Here is a 16,373-nt window from a genome sequence, read left to right on the forward strand (position 1 = left end):
CTACGCCTCCTCCTCTTCCTTCATGTCCTTCTTGCTGTCCTTGCGGTTGAACTCGACCTGCACCCGCGCCCTGCCGATCTCCGGGAAGGCGAGTCTGCGGGCGGTGGCCTTGCGGCCCTTCACGCCGGGCACCTCGACGTCGATGCCCTCGTCGTCGACCGTCAGGATCCGCGCGACCAGCTCGCCGCCCTCGGCCAGCTGGAACTTCACGAGCCGGTCGACGGCGCGCACGAAGTGCCGGTGCTCGGTGAGGAGGCGCTCCGCGCCGGGGGTGCCGACCTCCAGGTCGTACGCCGCGTCACCCATCGCGTTGGTCTCGTCCAGCTTCGCCGAGAGCGCACGGCTCACATCGGCGATCGCGTCCAGGTCCGCTCCGGTGTCGGAGTCCACGACGACACGCAGCACACGCTTGCGTCCGACGGAGTCCACGGCGATCTCTTCGAGATCCAGCCCCTGGGAGGTGACGAGCGGTTCCAGCAGCTCTCGCAGCCTCTCGCTCTGGGTGGTGCTCATCCGGGTGACTCCTCGGCCGCGTGTGCTGTTGTGGGATGGGTCGCGTGTCTGGTCAAAGGGTATCCGGTCGCAGGGAGTGTTGCGTCCTGCCTCCGGCGGCGGGCCGGGTCGCGCGGATGCCCCGGACGGCTGTCGTCCGTCCGGCGTGGGCGGGCCGGTCGTGGCTGGTCGCGCAGTTCCTCGCGCCCTTCGGGCAGGTGCACGAGCCGGTGACATGAGTCCGGCGGGTTCGCGGGTACGGTGATCAGCGGCGGGTCGGCGTTCCCGCCCGTGTGTTCGTACGAGCCCCGAGGACGTCAGCCGTGCCGTACCCCCCGCCCTCGCGCACCCCCTCGGGGCCGCGCAGAAGATCACTGATCGCCTCGGCCGCCGGCGCCGCGCTGCTGGTGGGCTGCTCGGCCGAGCAGGACTCCGGCGCCGACGACCCGTCGGCCGCCGACCGGGCACGCGCGCGTGCGGCCCGGGACAGCAGGGAGCTGCTGGCGCGCTACGACGCCGTGCTCGCCGCCCATTCCGGGCTGGCGGAGCGGCTGCGCCCGCTCCGGGAACAGGTGGCGCAGCACGTGGGCGCGTTCGGGGACGGCACGAAGTCCACGCCCGCGCCCGCGCGCTCCTCGGGCTCGCCGACGCCGGTCCCGGCCGCCGAGAAGGACGCCGTGGCCGCGCTGGCAGCGGCCGAGCGTGCCCTCGCCGACCGGCGCGGCAAGGAGCTGCTGGAGACGCCGGGCGAGCTGGCCCGGCTGCTGGCGTCGGTCGCGGCGGCCGGGGCGGCGCACGCGTACCTGCTGACGGAGGGGACCAGGTGAGCGAGGGGACCGATCAGGCCGCGAAGGCCGAGCTGGGCGCGCTGCAGGCGGCGCTGGCGGCCGAGCACGCGGCGGTGTACGGGTACGGCGTCGTCGGTGGGCGGATCGGCGAGCGGCGCCGGGCCGAGGCCCGGGCGGCGTACGACGCCCACCGGGCCCGGCGGGACACGCTGGTGCGGGCGGTGCGCGACCTGGGCGGCACGCCGGTCGCCGCGAGCGCCGCGTACGCTCTGCCGTTCCCGGTCCAGGACGGGACGTCGGCCGTGCGGCTGGCGGCGCGCCTGGAGGAACGCGTGGCCGGGGTGTACTCGGACCTGGTGCGGGCGGCGAGCGGCGCACGCCGGGCCGACGCCGCCGGGGCGCTGCGGGAGGCCGCGGTGCGGGCGGTGCGCTGGAGCGGGGAGAGCGTAGCCTTCCCTGGACTCGCCGAACGGTCCGGCGAGCGGGCCGGCGCGGCCGGCACTACCCCGTCGGCCCCACCGTCGCCCTCGGCACGGGCGTCCCGGTAGCCGCCGGGCCGGGCCGCGGGACAGCACCGCTGGGCGCCACCGCAGGACAGCATGACGGACAGCACCCGGGCAGGGAGCGGACAGGAAGGGAACGACTCGCGCATGGCTTTCGAACCGCCGCAGCGCCTGGTACGGGCGCTCGGTGAGACGGCACCCGCCGGCGACGACTGGCTGGCGCGGCTGTCCGAGACGGCCGAACGGGCCGTCGCCCGGCGCGAGTTGACCGTCGAGCGGGTCCAGGTACCGGGCGGTCGCAGCAGCCTGGTGGTGCTGGTGCGGCGGGCGGACGGCACCCCCGCCGTGCTGAAGCTGGCCCCGCCGCGGGCCCGCCCGGAGAGCGAGCGGGCCGCGCTGGCGCACTGGGGTGGCCTCGGCGCCGTACAGCTGCTGGAGGCCGGGCCGGAAGAGGGCGTGCAGCTGCTGGAGGCCGGGCCGGAAGAGGGCGTGCAGCTGCTGGAGGCCGGGCCGGAAGAGGGCGTGCTGCTGCTGGAGCGGCTGCATCCGGACGTGTCGGTGCGGTCGCTGCCGGAGGCGAAGGCCCTGCTGGAGGCGGCGGGGACGCTGCGCCGGCTGTGGGTCGAGCCGCCGGCCGGCCATGTCTTCGAGACCGTCGCGGAGCGCACCGGCCGGCAGGCGACGGCGATGCGGACGGGCGCCGGGGCCCACCCGGACGCGGCACCGCTGGTCGACGCGGCGCTCTCGGCCCGCGACGAGCTGCTGGCCGCGCCGCCCGAGCAGCTGCTGCTGCACGGCACGTTCCGGCAGAGCAAGGTGCTCGCCGGGGAGCGGATGCCATGGCTCGCGGTGGGTCCGGACCCGGTGGTCGGCGAGACCGCCTTCGACCTGGCGCGGCTCGTGCGGGACCGGGTGGAGGACCTGATCGCGGCGTCGTCCGGGCCGTCCACCACGCGGCGCCGCATCAAGCGGCTCGCGGAGTCGCTGGAGGTGGACCAGGAGCGGCTGCGCGGCTGGACGCTGTTCCGGGCGGTGGAGTCCGGGATACGTGCCCGACGGGTCGGCCGCGAGAAGGACGCGGAACTGCTGCTGGAGTTCGCGTCCTGGCTCTAGCCCGGAGGTGGCGTGTCCGCAGCCCTGGCTCCAGCCCTGACGGCGGCTGTGGCCCTGACTCCGGCCCTGCCTGCGGCTGTGGCCCTGACTCCGGCCCTGCCCTGGGCCGTGGGGCGGGGGCTCCAGCCCTGACCGTGGCCGTGGCCGTGGCTCTGGCCGTGGTCCTGGCCCCGGCTCTATCCCCGGCCCCCGCTCCGGCCCGGGGCCTGGCCCTGGCCCTGCCGTCGGCCCGCCCCGTCGTCCGTGGCCAGCAGGCGCCGGTAGCGGACGCCCGGCCGGCCGCCGACGGGGGCGTCGGCCACCACGGCGAACCCGTTCTTCTCCAGCACGGTCCGGGACGCCGTGTGGTCGAGGACGGTGAGCGCGGTGAGGGCGGTCAGCCCGTAGGCCGTGCGGGCGATGTCGCACACCTCGGCGACCATTGCCGTGGCCAGTCCACGGCCCGCGGCACGTTCGCCGATCCGGTAGCCGAGTTCGGCGCTGCCGTCCTCGACGTCGAGCAGGTTGACGCGGCCGACGAGCCGGCCCCGGCCGTCCAGGACCACGTGGAAGTGGCAGACCCCGGCGGCCTGTTCGGCGAGGAGGGCGTGGAGGCGCTCGGTGAACTCGGCGAAGTAGGCCTCGCCGCGGTCGGGCACCGTCCGGGCGAAGTACTCCCGGTTCTCACGTTCGAAGGCCAGCAGGGCGGCCTCGTGCCCGGCCCGTAGTCGTTCCAGTGTCGCCATGAGCGCCAGCGTACGGACCGGTCACTGCCGGCCGGGAACGATTTTTCAGGGGACCGCGTGCGCACGGCGGCCGGGCGCACGGGGGATGTCCGGGCGCGCGGCGGACGTCCGGGCGCATGGCGGACGTCCGGAGGCGGTGGCCGCCTCCGGACGGTGTCCTGTGAGTTCTCGTCTACTGCGCGGTCAGGCGGGCGATCGCGTCCTCGACCGTCAGTTCCTCGCGCTCACCGGTCTTGCGGTCCTTCAGCTCCAGCACGCCCTCGCCCGCCCGCCGCCCGGCGACGAGGATCTGCGGGACACCGATCAGCTCGGCGTCGGTGAACTTCACGCCCGGGGAGACCCCGGCCCGGTCGTCCACGAGGACGCGCACACCGGCGGCGGCGAGCTTCTCGGAGACGTCGAGGGCCACCTCGGTCTGCAGCGCCTTGCCGGCGGCGACGACGTGCACGTCGGCCGGGGCGACCTCCTTGGGCCAGACCAGGCCGTGCTCGTCGGCGGTCTGCTCGGCGAGCGCGGCGACGGCACGGGAGACGCCGACGCCGTAGGAGCCCATGGTGACGCGGACCGGCTTGCCGTTCTGGCCCAGCACGTCGAGCTTGAGGGCGTCGGCGTACTTGCGGCCCAGCTGGAAGATGTGGCCGATCTCGATGGCGCGGTCCAGCTTCAGGCCGGTGCCGCACTTCGGGCAGGGGTCGCCGTCCTGCACGACCACGACGTCCACGTACTCGTCGGCCTCGAAGTCACGGCCGGCGACGACGTTCCTGGCGTGCGTGTGCTCCTTGTTGGCGCCGGTGATCCAGCCGGTGCCGGGGGCCACGCGCGGGTCGGCGATGTACTTGACCTTCTCGCCCAGGCCCTGGGGGCCGACGTAGCCGCGGACCAGGTCGGGCCGGCCGGCGAAGTCGGCCTCGGTGACCATCTCCACGACGGCCGGGGCGAAGTGCGCCTCGACCTTGTCCATGTCGACCTCGCGGTCACCGGGCACGCCGACGGCGACGATCTCGCCGTCCACCTTGACCAGCAGGTTCTTCAGCGTGGCGGAGGCCGGTACGCCGAGCGAGGCGGCCAGGGTCTCGATGGTCGGGGTGTCCGGGGTGGGGATCTCCTCGAGCGCGGGCACGGCGGAGCCGTCGACCGGCTTCAGCTCGTAGGAGATCGCCTCGGTGTTGGCGGCGAAGTCACAGTTCGGGCAGTCCGCGAAGAGGTCCTCGCCCGCCTCGGACGGGGCGAGGAACTCCTCGGACTTGGAGCCGCCCATCGCGCCCGCGGTGGCGGCGCAGATGCGGTAGTCGAGGCCGAGCCGCTCGAAGATGTTCTGGTACGCCTGGCGGTGCAGGGCGTAGGACCGGGCCAGGCCCTCGTCGTCCAGGTCGAAGGAGTACGAGTCCTTCATCAGGAACTCACGGCCGCGCAGGATGCCGGCGCGGGGACGGGCCTCGTCGCGGAACTTGGTCTGGATCTGGTACAGGACCACCGGCAGGTCCTTGTAGGAGGTGCACTGGTCCTTGACCAGGAGGGTGAAGATCTCCTCGTGGGTGGGGCCGAGGAGGTAGTCGCCGCCCTTGCGGTCCTTGAGCCGGAACAGCTCCTGGCCGTACTCGTCCCAGCGGCCGGTGGCGTCGTAGGGCTCGCGCGGCAGCAGGGCGGGCAGCGAGACCTCCTGGGCGCCGATGGCGTCCATCTCCTCGCGGACGACCCGCTCGATGTTGGCGAGGACCTTCTTGCCGAGGGGCAGCCAGCTCCAGATGCCGGCGGCCGTGCGGCGGACGTAGCCGGCGCGTACGAGGAGCTTGTGGCTGAGGACCTCGGCGTCCGCCGGGTCGTCGCGCAGCGTCTTCGCCATCAACTGGGACATGCGCTGGACCGGTGCGTTGGCCATGGTTCTCGTACTCCTGCTGGATGGGATCCCCACGCTCGAGCGCGGCCGAGAGTGGAGGAGGGTGATGGCACAGGAGGTTAGCCCGGCCGCCTGTGCCGGTGGAAATCGGTTATCGCCTGCGCAGCGGCAGCGGAGCGCCCATCACGGCGTACGGCCGGGGGGCGCTCGGGAAGTGCACCTGGCGGGCGAGGTCGATGTAACCGAGGGAGTGGTAGAGGCCGCGGGCGGGGCTGTCGGTGTCGATCGCGGAGAGGATCGAGCGGGGTTCGGCGGCGGTGTCGGTGATGGTGGTGATGAGGTGCCGGCCGATGCCGCGGTTCTGGTGGCCGGGGTGGACGTGCAGCTCGGTGATGACGAAGGCGTCGTCCAGCCAGCTCTCGTTGCCGTTGGCGCGGAGGTAGGGCTCCACGACGGTGGACCACCAGTGGGTGCGGCTGTTGGGCATGCCGTACACGAACCCCACGAGTCGTCCGCCGGCGGTGGCGCCGTAGGCCCGCGCGCCCTGGTACTGCATGTGGCGCAGCACGATCTGGCGGCGTACGGCCACCTCGTCCGGGCCGAGCCCGAAGGCGAGGGCCTGGACCGCCAGGGCCTCGTCGACGTGGGCGGTGAGGTCCAGGGTGCCGATCACGAGGTCCATGCGGGGAGCGTACAGGGGGTTCAGAACAGCACACTCATGAAGGCGCCGACCTCCTGGAAGCCCACGCGCTGGTACGTCCTGCGGGCCGCGGTGTTGTAGTCGTTGACGTAGAGGCTCACGACGGGGGCCACGTCGGCCATGGCGTAGCGCAGGACCGCCGCCATGGCCGGGGCCGCCAGTCCTCTGCGCCGGTACTCCGGTGCCACCCACACGCCCTGGATCTGGCAGGCCTTGGAGGTCGCGGCGCCGATCTCCGCCTTGAACACGACCCGGCCGTCCTCGTCGATGCGGGCGAAGGAGCGGCCGGAGCCGACGAGTTCCGCGACCCGGGCCTGGTAGAGCAGGCCGCCGTCGCCGGACAGCGGGGAGACGCCGACCTCCTCGGTGAACATCGCCACGCAGGCCGGCATGATCGTGTCCATCTCGTCCTTGCGGACGCGGCGGACGTACGGGTCCGGGGCGATGTCGGCGGGCATGCGGTCGGTGACCATCAGGGGCTGCTGGGCGCGGACCTCGCGGGCCGGGCCCCAGTGCGGTTCCAGCAGCCGCCACAGCGCGGCGGTGGACTCGGCGGGGCCGACGATGGAGGAGCAGCGGCGGCCGGCCCGCCGGGCGCGGTCGGCGAAGGCGCGGACGGCGCGCGGGGTGGCGCAGATGGGGACCAGGTTGGCGCCCGCGTAGCACAGGGACGTGAGTATGCCGTCCTCGTACCAGCCCCACATCTCGCCGCCGAGCCGCCAGGGGTCGAGGCCGGCCACCTGGACGCGGGAGGCGACGAAAGCGTTCGCGACCGGCTCGCGGTCGAGGACGGCGAGCGCTGCGTCCAGGTCGCTCGGTTCGAGCACCCGTGAGGTGGTCTGGGTCAACACGGCCGGGGCCTTACGCTGGGGTTCTGCCTGATCCCCGCACTATAGCTGCGCAGGCTTGGCCGTGCGCCTTCCAGCCCGGGGGCCCGCGTGCGACGGCGGGTGCCCGTGCATTGCGGCTCGTCGCGCAGTTCCCCGCGCCCCTTCCAGGGCGCGGGAAGGGTCAGTCTGCGACCGACACCGACGGTTCGCCGGACGTCACGCCGTCCCGTTCCATCTGCTCGGCCAGCTTCATGGCCTCCTCGATGAGCGTCTCGACGATCTTGGACTCGGGGACGGTCTTGATGACCTCGCCCTTGACGAAGATCTGGCCCTTGCCGTTGCCGGAGGCGACGCCGAGGTCGGCCTCGCGGGCCTCGCCGGGGCCGTTGACGACGCAGCCCATGACGGCGACGCGGAGCGGGACCTCCATGCCGGTGAGGCCGGCGGTGACCTCTTCGGCGAGCTTGTAGACGTCGACCTGGGCGCGGCCGCAGGACGGGCAGGAGACGATCTCCAGGCCGCGCTGGCGCAGGTTGAGCGATTCGAGGATCTGGATGCCGACCTTGACCTCCTCCGCCGGCGGGGCCGACAGGGAGACGCGGATGGTGTCGCCGATGCCCTGGGAGAGGAGCGCGCCGAAGGCGACCGCCGACTTGATCGTGCCCTGGAACGCCGGGCCGGCCTCCGTCACCCCGAGGTGGAGGGGGTAGTCGCAGCTCTCGGCGAGCTGGCGGTAGGCCTCGATCATGACGACGGGGTCGTTGTGCTTGACGGAGATCTTGATGTCCCGGAAGTCGTGCTCCTCGAAGAGGGACGCCTCCCAGAGCGCCGACTCGACCAGCGCCTCGGGGGTCGCCTTGCCGTACTTCTGGAGCAGGCGGCGGTCCAGGGAGCCGGCGTTGACGCCGATGCGGATCGGGGTGCCGTGCTCCTTGGCGGCCTTGGCGATCTCCCTGACCTTGTCGTCGAACTGCTTGATGTTGCCGGGGTTGACGCGGACCGCGGCGCAGCCGGCCTCGATGGCGGCGAACACGTACTTGGGCTGGAAGTGGATGTCGGCGATGACCGGGATCTGGGACTTCCTCGCGATGGTGGCGAGGGCGTCGGCGTCGTCCTGGGTGGGGCAGGCCACGCGGACGATCTGGCAGCCGGACGCGGTCAGCTCGGCGATCTGCTGGAGGGTGGCGCCGATGTCGGACGTACGGGTCGTGGTCATCGACTGGACCGAGACGGGTGCGTCTCCGCCGACCGCCACGCTTCCGACCTGGATCTGCCGGCTCTTCCGGCGCTCGGCGAGCTTGGTCGGAACGGACGGCATGCCGAGAGAAATCGCAGTCATCTGCTGTGCAACCCCAAGTCGTGGATCAAAGTCCGGTCCCGTGAACGGCGGGCTCCAGGCTTCGAGATTACGGCACCGGCCCGGACGCCAGCACATCCCACCCGGTAAACCCACTCGATGGAAGGCGGCCCGGAACACCGGGTTCCGGGCCGCCTGGAACGTCGGACGGCTACGAGATCTTCACCGGGTTGACCACGTCCGCGATCAGCACCAGGACGGTGAAGCAGACGAAGATCCCGGCCACCACGTACGCCACCGGCATGAGCCTGGCGACGTCGAACGGACCGGGGTCGGGCCGGCGCAGCACCCGGGCCACGTTCCGCCTGAGCGCCTCCCACAGGGCGCCCGCGATGTGCCCGCCGTCGAGCGGGAGCAGCGGGAGCATGTTGAACAGGAAAAGGGAGAGGTTGAAGCCGGCGACCACGAAGACGGCCATGGCCAGCTGCTGCGAGGCGGGGATGTCCAGCGTGGCGATCTCGCCGGTGACCCGGGCCGCGCCGACGATGCCCATCGGGGAGTCCGGCTCGCGCGGGCCGTCACCGAAGGCGGCGTCCCACAGGGCGGGGATCTTGCCGGGCAGGGAGACGAGGGAGTCGACCGCGTCCCCGACCCGGTCGCCCATCCAGGTCACGGACTGGCCGAAGTCCTGCTTGACGACGCCGCGGGCCGGGCTGAAGCCGAGGAAGCCGGCCTTGACGTACTCCCCCTCGACGTAGGCGCCGCTGGAGTCCTTCTTGGCGACCTGGTTCGTGGCGATCTCGGCGTGCAGGGTCAGCTGCTCGCCCTTGCGGTCGACGACGATCGGCACGCTCTTGCCGGCGCTCTCGCGGATCAGGTCCGAGAGCCGGTTCCAGTCGTCGGTGGGCACACCGCCGAGGGAGACGATCCTGTCGCCCGCCTTCACCCCGGCCTTGGCGGCCGGGGACGCCGGGTCGGACTTCTTGCAGGTGTCGCGGTGCTCGCTCTGCGAGATCACACAGGGCGAGACGGACTCGACGGTGGTGGTCTCCTGCTGGATGCCGAAGCCCATCAGCACGGTGAGGAACAGGCCGATCGCGAGGATCAGGTTCATGAACGGGCCGGCGAACATGACGATGATCCGCTTCCACGGCTTGCGCGTGTAGAACATGCGCGTCTCGTCGCCGGCCCGTAGTTCCTCGAAGGCCGCCGAGCGGGCGTCCTCGATCATGCCCCGCCACGGGGAGGTGGAGCGGGCCGAGACCCGGCCCTGGTCGTCGGGCGGGAACATGCCGATCATGCGGATGTACCCGCCGAGCGGGATGGCCTTGATGCCGTACTCGGTCTCGCCCTTCTTCCGCGACCACACGGTCGGCCCGAAGCCGACCATGTACTGCGGGACGCGGATGCCGAAGAGCTTGGCCGTGGACAGGTGCCCCAGCTCGTGCCACGCGATCGAGACGAGCAGGCCGACCGCGAAGACCACTATGCCGAGGATGAACATCAAGATCGTCATGCACGCGCCTCCACGGTCGCCGTCGTGGCTGTGAGTTCGCGGGCCCGGGCCCGCGCCCAGGTCTCCGCTTCGAGGACGTCCGACACCGTGAGCGGAGTTCCCGTGGCCGGGGTGCCGTGTTCCTCGACCACCCGGGTGACGGTCTCCATGATCCCGTTGAAGGGCAGCGCGCCGCAGCGGAAGGCCTCGACGCACTCCTCATTGGCCGCATTGAACACCGCCGGGGCCGTGCCCGCGAGCTGCCCCACGTGCCGGGCGAGGTTCACCGAGGGGAAGGCCTCGTCGTCCAGGGGGAAGAACTCCCAGGTGGAGGCCTTGCTCCAGTCGAAGGCGGGGGCCGCGTCCGGAATGCGTTCCGGCCAGCCCAGGCCGACGGCGATGGGCCCGCGCATGTCGGGGGGCGTCGCCTGGGCGATCGTGGATCCGTCGGTGAACTCGACCATCGAGTGGACATACGACTGCGGGTGCACGACGACCTCAATGCGGTCGAAGGGAATGTCGTAGAGGAGGTGCGCCTCGATGACTTCCAGGCCCTTGTTGACGAGGGTCGCCGAGTTGATCGTGATGACCGGGCCCATCGCCCAGGTGGGGTGTGCCAGGGCGTCCTCGACGGTGACGTTCGCCAGCTCGGCCCTGGTCCGGCCGCGGAAGGGGCCGCCGGAGGCGGTGACGACGAGCTTGCGGACGTCGGCGCGGGTGCCGGCGGCGAGCGCCTGGAAGAGGGCGGCGTGCTCGGAGTCCACCGGGATGATCTGGCCGGGCTTGGCGAGTGCCTTGACCAGCGGGCCGCCGACGATCAGCGACTCCTTGTTGGCGAGCGCGAGGGTGCGGCCCGCCTCCAGGGCGGCGAGGGTGGGGGCGAGGCCGATGGAGCCGGTGATGCCGTTCAGCACGGTGTGGCAGTCGGAGGCGGCGATCCGGGTGGCCGCCTCGGGTCCGGCGAGGATCTCGGGCAGCGGCTCACCGGCGCCGTACTCGGCGGCGAGCGCCTCGCGCAGGGCGGGGACGACGTCCTCGCGGGCCACCGCCACGGTCCGCACCCGCAGCCGGTGCGCCTGCTCGGCGAGGAGGGCGATGCGGCCGCCGTTCGCGGAGAGGGCGGTGACCCGGAAGCGGTCGGGGTTGCGCAGCACGAGGTCGATGGCCTGGGTGCCGATGGATCCGGTGGAACCGAGGATCACCACGTCCTTGGGCCCGTCCCCTGCGGCGGGGTCGTAGACGAGGTGCGGATCGGCGAGGGGCGCCGGATGGGCGGGACTGTCGGTCATCCCCCCATTGTTGCCGCTCTCGGTGACGGCTCGGACAGGGCGTCCCCCGGGCGGGTGGCTCGACGGCGTCCCGGCACCGGGGGCGGACCGGTCGGCTACGGCGTCATTCGGGTGCGAAGGAGAAGCTGCGCCACTGACCGGTGGCCCTGACGACGTTGTCGGACGACGGTCCGTCCAGATAGACGCTCTCCCCGCCCGGAGGCACCGTGCAGTCGGGTGTTGTGTACATGAGGAGACTGCTCGTCGTGTAGTTGTCGACGCGGGTCACGCCCTCGGGAAAGCGGTGACACCCCCCGATCACCAGGTTCGAGACGGTCTCCACGTGCCGCTCGTCGTGGTGCGCGATGATCTGGCCGTTGGCCTGGTCGTCGCAGGCGGTGAGCGCGAGGCCGAGCACCGCGAAGCCGCAGAGCGCGGCCAGGGACCGGGAAACGGGCATCGAGCCTCCTGTGCCGGGGGACGGACGGGCAGCTGCCGGGAGGACGTCCTGCCCCCACTATCCGTCAGAGCGGGGGGACGCGCCCTCCGCGTGCCTGCCGATCGGTGACGTGGCGGCGCGGCCCGGCCGTGCGACGCGACCCGCTCGCGGTCGCCGGCCGGGACGTCTCTCCGCCTCCGCTCACGGGGACGCGTCCCCGCCGCCGAAGGGCCGGCGGGCGTTCTCGTGAGCCGAGGGTCCGGGGGTCGCGTCGGCGATCCACGGGCCCTCGCCCGAGGGGTCGATGATGCCTTCCTCCAGCCAGGTGTAGGCGCCGCCGAGGACGCCCTTGACCACCTTGCGGTCCAGGTCGTCGGTGTTGGTCCACAGGCGCGCGAACAGTTCGTCCACCCGGATGCGGGCCTGGCGGCAGAAGGCGTCGGCGAGCTGGTAGGCCTCGCGGCCGTGCTCGCCGCGGGTGCGCAGCCGCTCGGCGCGGACACAGGCCGCGCTCATGGCGAACAGCTCGGCACCGATGTCCACGATCCGCCCGAGGAAGCCCTGCTTGGTCTCCATCCTCCCCTGCCAGCGGGACATGGCGTAGAAGGTGGAGCGGGCCAGCTTGCGGGCCGTGCGCTCGACGTAGCGCAGGTGGCCGGAGAGGTCGACGCCGTGCCTGAACTCGCCGTACGACGTGGGCAGCTGGCCGGGTCCGGCGACCAGTTTCGGCAGCCACTTGGCGTAGAAGACGCCCGCGTTGGCACCGGCCTTCGCCTTGTCGGACAGTGACTTGTCGGGGTCGATGAGGTCACCGGCGACCGACAGGTGGGCGTCCACGGCCTCCCGGGCGATCAGCAGGTGCATGATCTCCGTCGAGCCCTCGAAGATGCGGTTGATGCGCAGGTCGCGCAGGATCTGCTCGGCCGGGACCGGGCGTTCGCCCCGCGCCCTGAGGGACTCGGCGGTCTCGTAGCCGCGCCCCCCGCGGATCTGGACCAGTTCGTCGGCCATCAGCCAGGCCATCTCGGAGCCGTAGAGCTTGGCGAGGGCGGCCTCGATGCGGATGTCGTTGCGGTCCTCGTCGGCCATCTGCGAGGACAGGTCCAGCACGGCCTCCAGCGCGAAGGTGGTGGCCGCGATGAAGCTGATCTTGGAGCCGACCGCCTCGTGCAGCGCGACCGGCTTGCCCCACTGCTCGCGCTCGGCCGCCCACTCGCGGGCGATCTTCAGGCACCACTTGCCGGCGCCGGCGCACATGGCGGGCAGGGACAGCCGGCCGGTGTTGAGGGTGGTGAGGGCGATCTTCAGACCCGCGCCCTCGGGGCCGATCCGGTTGGCGGCCGGGACCCGGACCTGGTGGAAGCGGGTCACGCCGTTCTCGATGCCGCGCAGGCCCATGAAGGCGTTGCGGTGCTCGACGGTGATGCCCTCCGCCGCCGCCTCCACCACGAACGCGGTGATGCCGCCCTTGTGCCCGTCGGACTCCGGCACCCGCGCCATGACGACGAGCAGGTCGGCGACCACCCCGTTGGTGGTCCACAGTTTCACCCCGTCGAGGACGTAGTCGTCGCCGTCGGGCACCGCCGTGGTGGCGAGGCGGGCCGGGTCGGAGCCCACGTCCGGCTCGGTGAGCAGGAAGGCGGAGATGTCGGTGCGGGCGCAGCGGGGCAGGAAGGCGTCCTTCTGCTCCTGGGTGCCGAACATCTTGAGGGGCTGCGGTACCCCGATCGACTGGTGGGCGGAGAGCAGGGCGCCGACGGCGGGGCTGACGGAGCCGACCAGGGCGAGGGCCTTGTTGTAGTACAGCTGGGTGAGGCCGAGACCGCCGTACTTGGGGTCGATCTTCATGCCGAGGGCGCCGAGTTCCTTCAGGCCCGCCACGACCTCGTCGGGGATGCGGGCCTCGCGCTCGATGCGGGCGGAGTCGATCTCCGTCTCGCAGAAGGCGCGCAGCTTCGCCAGGAAGTCCTCGCCGCGCCGGACCGACTCGTCCTCGGGCAGCGGGTGGGGGTGGATGAGGTCGAGCCGGAAGCGCCCGAGAAACAGTTCCTTGGCGAAGCTGGGCTTGCGCCAGTCCTGCTCCCGGGCGGCCTCCGCCACCTGGCGGGCCTCGCGCTCGGTGACGTTGGTGCGTGGGGTGGTGGTGGCGGACATTCAGGCTCACCTCGCCGCGAAGAGGGACGACTGGGACCGTTCGTTACCGACCAGTGCTACTGGATCGTTGGTACCCGAAACGGGCCGACCTCACCACCCCTCGCGGTCCGATCGGTCGACGCGCACCCGGGGCCCGGGGGGCGGTGCGGCGCGCCCGCCGCACCCGGAAGGCAAAGAGCAGACCATGCGCGGACCATGCGCGGACCATGACGTGCCGACCGCCAGAAGCTGCTTGCCTTCCGACTCGAGGCCTGGGTAGAGTCTCCGCCATCAAAGCTTTTCGAGATGCTTTATGAACAAGTAGTTAGTTCGCCGCTCCGGGCACTTCGCATTAGGGGGATGTAATGCAGGTCAAGGTGGCTGTCGCGTACCACAGCGGTTACGGGCACACGGCGAAGCAGGCGGCTGCCGTCGCGGCCGGGGCGGAGAAGGTCCCGGACACGCAGGTCACGCTCGTCCCGCTCGCGGAGCTGACCGACGAACTGTGGGAGACGCTGCAGGCGTCCGACGCGATCGTCTTCGGGACGCCCACCTACATGGGCGGCAGCAGCGCGGTCTTCCGGGCCTTCATCGAGGCCACGAGCAAGGTCTGGGGGGACAACCTCCGCTGGAAGAACAAGATCGCCGGCGGCTTCACCAACAGCGGCAACATGTCCGGCGACAAGCTCAACACGCTGTTCGACATCGCCCTGTTCGCCGCCCAGCACGGCATGATCTGGGTCGGCCTCGCGGAGTACGGCGGCTGGAACACCTCGGCCGGCAGCCCGGAGGACATCAACCGGCTCGGCAGCTGGCTCGGCGCCATGTCCCAGGCCAACAACGACGAGGGAGCCGACGTCACACCGGGCGCCAGCGACCTGCGCACCGCCGAGGCGCTGGGCCGTCGCATCGCCGAGACCACACACGTCTTCCTGGCCGGGCGCGCGGCCGTGGATCTGGCGAGCGCGTCCGCCTGACCAGCGGACACGACGCGGCCTGTGGGGGGACGTGGGGATGACTGACCGGCAGGAACTGGCATGGCTCGACGCGCACGACCAGGCCGAGCTGATCCGGACGGGGCGGATCGGCGCGGACGAACTGGCCGAGGCCGCGATCGAGCGGATCGAGGCCACGCAGGCCACGGTCGGCGCGGTGCCCATCACCGACTACGAACGGGCCCGGAAGCAGGCCGGTGACCCGGGCTTACGCAGAACGCTCACCGGACCGGAGCCACCCGGGCCACTGGCCGGAGTGCCCTTCCTGCTGAAGGACCTGGGGGCGCCCTGCGCCGGTCTGGAGGCCACGCAGGGCTCCGGTCTCCTGGCGGGCTTCGTCCCCGACCAGGACAGCACCCTGGTCGAGCGGTTCAAGGCCGGCGGGCTGCTGATCCTCGGCAGGAGCAACTCGGCCGAGTTCGGTGTGCTGCCCACGACCGAGCCCCGTGGCCACGGCCCCACCCGCAACCCGTGGGACCTCGGCAGGTCGGCCGGCGGGTCCAGCGGTGGCGCCGCGGCGGCCGTCGCGGCGGGCCTGGTGCCGGTCGCCCACGCCAACGACGCCGGGGGCTCCATCCGCATCCCGGCCGCGTGCTGCGGGGTCTTCGGCCTCAAGCCCACCCGGGCCCGCACCCCGCTCGGCCCCCAGGTCGGCGACCTCATGAACGGGCTCGCCAGCGAGCACGTGGTCAGCCGTTCGGTACGGGACAGCGCGGCTGCCCTGGACCTGATCGCCGGTCCCGCCCCGGGCGATCCCTACCCGGCGCCACCGGCACCCGGCCCGTTCCGCGACGCCCTCGCCGCGCCCCCGCGCCCGCTGCGCATCGCCTTCACCACCCGCGCCGGCACCGGCCCCCTGGACGCCACGTGCGCCGAGGCCGTACGGGAGGCCGCCCGGCTCTGCGCGGACCTCGGGCACACCGTCACCGAGGACGCTCCGGCCCCGACGATGCCCGACGTCGCCGACGCGTTCCTCGACGTCTGGGCGGCCGGGGTCTCCTCGGCGGTCACCGCCCAGAGCGCGGTGGCCGGACGCACCCCGGCGGCGGATGCGGTCGAGGAACTCACCTGGTCGCTCTACGAGCGGGGCCGCTCCCTGTCGGCCGCGCACTATCTGCTGCGGATCGGCCACCTGCAGCGCGCCGCCAGAGCCCTCGCCGCCTTCCACGACTCCTACGACGTGCTGCTCTCGGCCGTCACGGCGTCCCCGCCACCACCCCTCGGCTTCTGCGCGCACGGCACCCCCGAGCAGCAGCTCGACCGGGCACTGGCCTTCGCCCACGAGACACCGCTGGCCAATCTGACCGGACAGCCCGCCATGTCCGTGCCGCTGCACCACGACGCGGCGGGGCTGCCCGTCGGCGTGCAGTTCACCGGCCGGTACGGGGACGAGCACACGCTGCTCGCCCTCGCGGCCCAGCTGGAACAGGCCCGGCCCTGGGCCCAGCGCAGACCACCCCTCACCCGCCTCTGACGGACCCGCCCGCCTTCGGCCTGTCCACAGCCGGGCCTCGCACCCTCGCGCCCGCCGCCCCCGGACGGCGGCGGTGACGCGCGCCCGCGTCCACCCCTGCCGACATCCCACCCGTGGGACCGGAACGCTCCCGGACGGGAGCGGAACGCCCGTTCCCCGCCGCAACGCGCGTAGCGGCGGGGGCCGTCCAGCCCGCGGCCGCCCACCCGGCCCGCGCCCGTACCGCCGACCGTCCGTCGTACCGCCGACCATCCCTCGTGCCACCGACCGTCCGACGCGCCGAC

The 16,373-nt window shown here is 72.5% G+C and carries 15 protein-coding genes; 5 read left to right on the forward strand and 10 right to left on the reverse strand.

What is annotated here, in order from left to right; translation table 11 throughout:
• Nucleotides 1-513: a ribosome maturation factor RimP gene (gene rimP / locus JK359_RS23695; RefSeq protein ID WP_201839145.1), complete on the reverse strand. Its 513-nt coding sequence runs from the start codon at nt 511-513 to the stop codon at nt 1-3.
• A gap of 302 nt (nt 514-815) precedes the next feature.
• On the opposite strand from rimP, the gene JK359_RS23700 reads away from it, so the two are divergent.
• The 3 genes from JK359_RS23700 to JK359_RS23710 all read left to right on the forward strand — a co-directional run bounded on the left by JK359_RS23700 (nt 816) and on the right by JK359_RS23710 (nt 2,896).
• Complete coding sequence (locus tag JK359_RS23700; RefSeq protein WP_201839146.1) at nt 816-1,319, forward strand: hypothetical protein; 504 nt, start codon at nt 816-818, stop codon at nt 1,317-1,319.
• Nucleotides 1,316-1,828, forward strand: coding sequence for a ferritin-like domain-containing protein (locus tag JK359_RS23705; RefSeq protein WP_201839147.1), 513 nt, complete (start codon nt 1,316-1,318; stop codon nt 1,826-1,828). Before JK359_RS23700 ends, JK359_RS23705 begins: the two co-directional genes overlap by 4 nt.
• Nucleotides 1,829-1,930: 102 nt before the next feature.
• Nucleotides 1,931-2,896, forward strand: a complete 966-nt coding sequence (locus JK359_RS23710) for an aminoglycoside phosphotransferase family protein (RefSeq protein WP_201839148.1) — start codon at nt 1,931-1,933, stop codon at nt 2,894-2,896.
• A 176-nt stretch (nt 2,897-3,072) separates the two neighbouring features.
• On the opposite strand, the gene JK359_RS23715 is transcribed toward JK359_RS23710, so the two are convergent.
• The 9 genes from JK359_RS23715 to JK359_RS23755 form a co-directional block, all read right to left on the reverse strand.
• The gene (locus JK359_RS23715) at nt 3,073-3,621 is read right to left on the reverse strand and encodes a GNAT family N-acetyltransferase (protein WP_201839149.1); all 549 of its coding nucleotides are present in this window, start codon (nt 3,619-3,621) and stop codon (nt 3,073-3,075) included.
• 172 nt (nt 3,622-3,793) lie between these two features.
• Complete coding sequence (locus JK359_RS23720; RefSeq protein ID WP_201839151.1) at nt 3,794-5,500, reverse strand: proline--tRNA ligase; 1,707 nt, start codon at nt 5,498-5,500, stop codon at nt 3,794-3,796.
• A 109-nt stretch (nt 5,501-5,609) separates the two neighbouring features.
• On the reverse strand, nt 5,610-6,140 hold the full coding sequence (locus JK359_RS23725) for a GNAT family N-acetyltransferase (protein ID WP_201839153.1): 531 nt from the start codon (nt 6,138-6,140) through the stop codon (nt 5,610-5,612).
• A gap of 20 nt (nt 6,141-6,160) precedes the next feature.
• Nucleotides 6,161-7,009, reverse strand: coding sequence for a GNAT family N-acetyltransferase (locus JK359_RS23730; RefSeq protein WP_201839155.1), 849 nt, complete (start codon nt 7,007-7,009; stop codon nt 6,161-6,163).
• A gap of 160 nt (nt 7,010-7,169) precedes the next feature.
• The gene (gene ispG, locus JK359_RS23735) at nt 7,170-8,327 is read right to left on the reverse strand and encodes a flavodoxin-dependent (E)-4-hydroxy-3-methylbut-2-enyl-diphosphate synthase (protein WP_201839156.1); all 1,158 of its coding nucleotides are present in this window, start codon (nt 8,325-8,327) and stop codon (nt 7,170-7,172) included.
• 169 nt (nt 8,328-8,496) lie between these two features.
• Nucleotides 8,497-9,801 (reverse strand): M50 family metallopeptidase, encoded by a 1,305-nt coding sequence (locus tag JK359_RS23740; protein WP_201839157.1) that lies wholly within the window; start codon nt 9,799-9,801, stop codon nt 8,497-8,499.
• Nucleotides 9,798-11,069, reverse strand: a complete 1,272-nt coding sequence (dxr, locus tag JK359_RS23745) for a 1-deoxy-D-xylulose-5-phosphate reductoisomerase (RefSeq protein ID WP_201839158.1) — start codon at nt 11,067-11,069, stop codon at nt 9,798-9,800. Before dxr ends, JK359_RS23740 begins: the two co-directional genes overlap by 4 nt.
• Nucleotides 11,070-11,172: 103 nt before the next feature.
• A complete protein-coding gene (locus tag JK359_RS23750) occupies nt 11,173-11,508 on the reverse strand; it encodes a hypothetical protein (protein ID WP_201839159.1) in 336 nt (111 codons plus the stop codon).
• 180 nt (nt 11,509-11,688) lie between these two features.
• Nucleotides 11,689-13,641, reverse strand: coding sequence for an acyl-CoA dehydrogenase family protein (locus tag JK359_RS23755; RefSeq protein WP_201839166.1), 1,953 nt, complete (start codon nt 13,639-13,641; stop codon nt 11,689-11,691).
• A gap of 344 nt (nt 13,642-13,985) precedes the next feature.
• On the opposite strand from JK359_RS23755, the gene JK359_RS23760 reads away from it, so the two are divergent.
• Both JK359_RS23760 and JK359_RS23765 read left to right on the forward strand, forming a co-directional pair.
• Entirely contained in the window at nt 13,986-14,597 is a 612-nt protein-coding gene (locus JK359_RS23760; protein ID WP_201839167.1) for a flavodoxin family protein, read from the forward strand.
• Between the two features lie 37 nt (nt 14,598-14,634).
• The gene (locus tag JK359_RS23765) at nt 14,635-16,089 is read left to right on the forward strand and encodes an amidase (RefSeq protein ID WP_201839169.1); all 1,455 of its coding nucleotides are present in this window, start codon (nt 14,635-14,637) and stop codon (nt 16,087-16,089) included.
• The last annotated feature ends 284 nt before the right edge of the window (nt 16,090-16,373 follow it).

The sequence above is a fragment of the Streptomyces actinomycinicus genome (assembly GCF_016741775.1).
In the GTDB taxonomy this organism is placed as follows: domain Bacteria; phylum Actinomycetota; class Actinomycetes; order Streptomycetales; family Streptomycetaceae; genus Streptomyces; species Streptomyces actinomycinicus.

What these genes read in the sequence shown, in the direction of transcription:
- rimP (WP_201839145.1), bottom strand. Translation starts at nt 513, where the DNA reads ATGAGCACCACCCAGAGCGAGAGGCTGCGAGAGCTGCTGGAACCGCTC.
- JK359_RS23710 (WP_201839148.1), top strand. Translation starts at nt 1,931, where the DNA reads ATGGCTTTCGAACCGCCGCAGCGCCTGGTACGGGCGCTCGGTGAGACG.
- JK359_RS23715 (WP_201839149.1), bottom strand. Translation starts at nt 3,621, where the DNA reads ATGGCGACACTGGAACGACTACGGGCCGGGCACGAGGCCGCCCTGCTG.
- JK359_RS23720 (WP_201839151.1), bottom strand. Translation starts at nt 5,500, where the DNA reads ATGGCCAACGCACCGGTCCAGCGCATGTCCCAGTTGATGGCGAAGACG.
- JK359_RS23725 (WP_201839153.1), bottom strand. Translation starts at nt 6,140, where the DNA reads ATGGACCTCGTGATCGGCACCCTGGACCTCACCGCCCACGTCGACGAG.
- ispG (WP_201839156.1), bottom strand. Translation starts at nt 8,327, where the DNA reads ATGACTGCGATTTCTCTCGGCATGCCGTCCGTTCCGACCAAGCTCGCC.
- JK359_RS23740 (WP_201839157.1), bottom strand. Translation starts at nt 9,801, where the DNA reads ATGACGATCTTGATGTTCATCCTCGGCATAGTGGTCTTCGCGGTCGGC.
- dxr (WP_201839158.1), bottom strand. Translation starts at nt 11,069, where the DNA reads ATGACCGACAGTCCCGCCCATCCGGCGCCCCTCGCCGATCCGCACCTC.
- JK359_RS23750 (WP_201839159.1), bottom strand. Translation starts at nt 11,508, where the DNA reads ATGCCCGTTTCCCGGTCCCTGGCCGCGCTCTGCGGCTTCGCGGTGCTC.
- JK359_RS23755 (WP_201839166.1), bottom strand. Translation starts at nt 13,641, where the DNA reads ATGTCCGCCACCACCACCCCACGCACCAACGTCACCGAGCGCGAGGCC.
- JK359_RS23760 (WP_201839167.1), top strand. Translation starts at nt 13,986, where the DNA reads ATGCAGGTCAAGGTGGCTGTCGCGTACCACAGCGGTTACGGGCACACG.
- JK359_RS23765 (WP_201839169.1), top strand. Translation starts at nt 14,635, where the DNA reads ATGACTGACCGGCAGGAACTGGCATGGCTCGACGCGCACGACCAGGCC.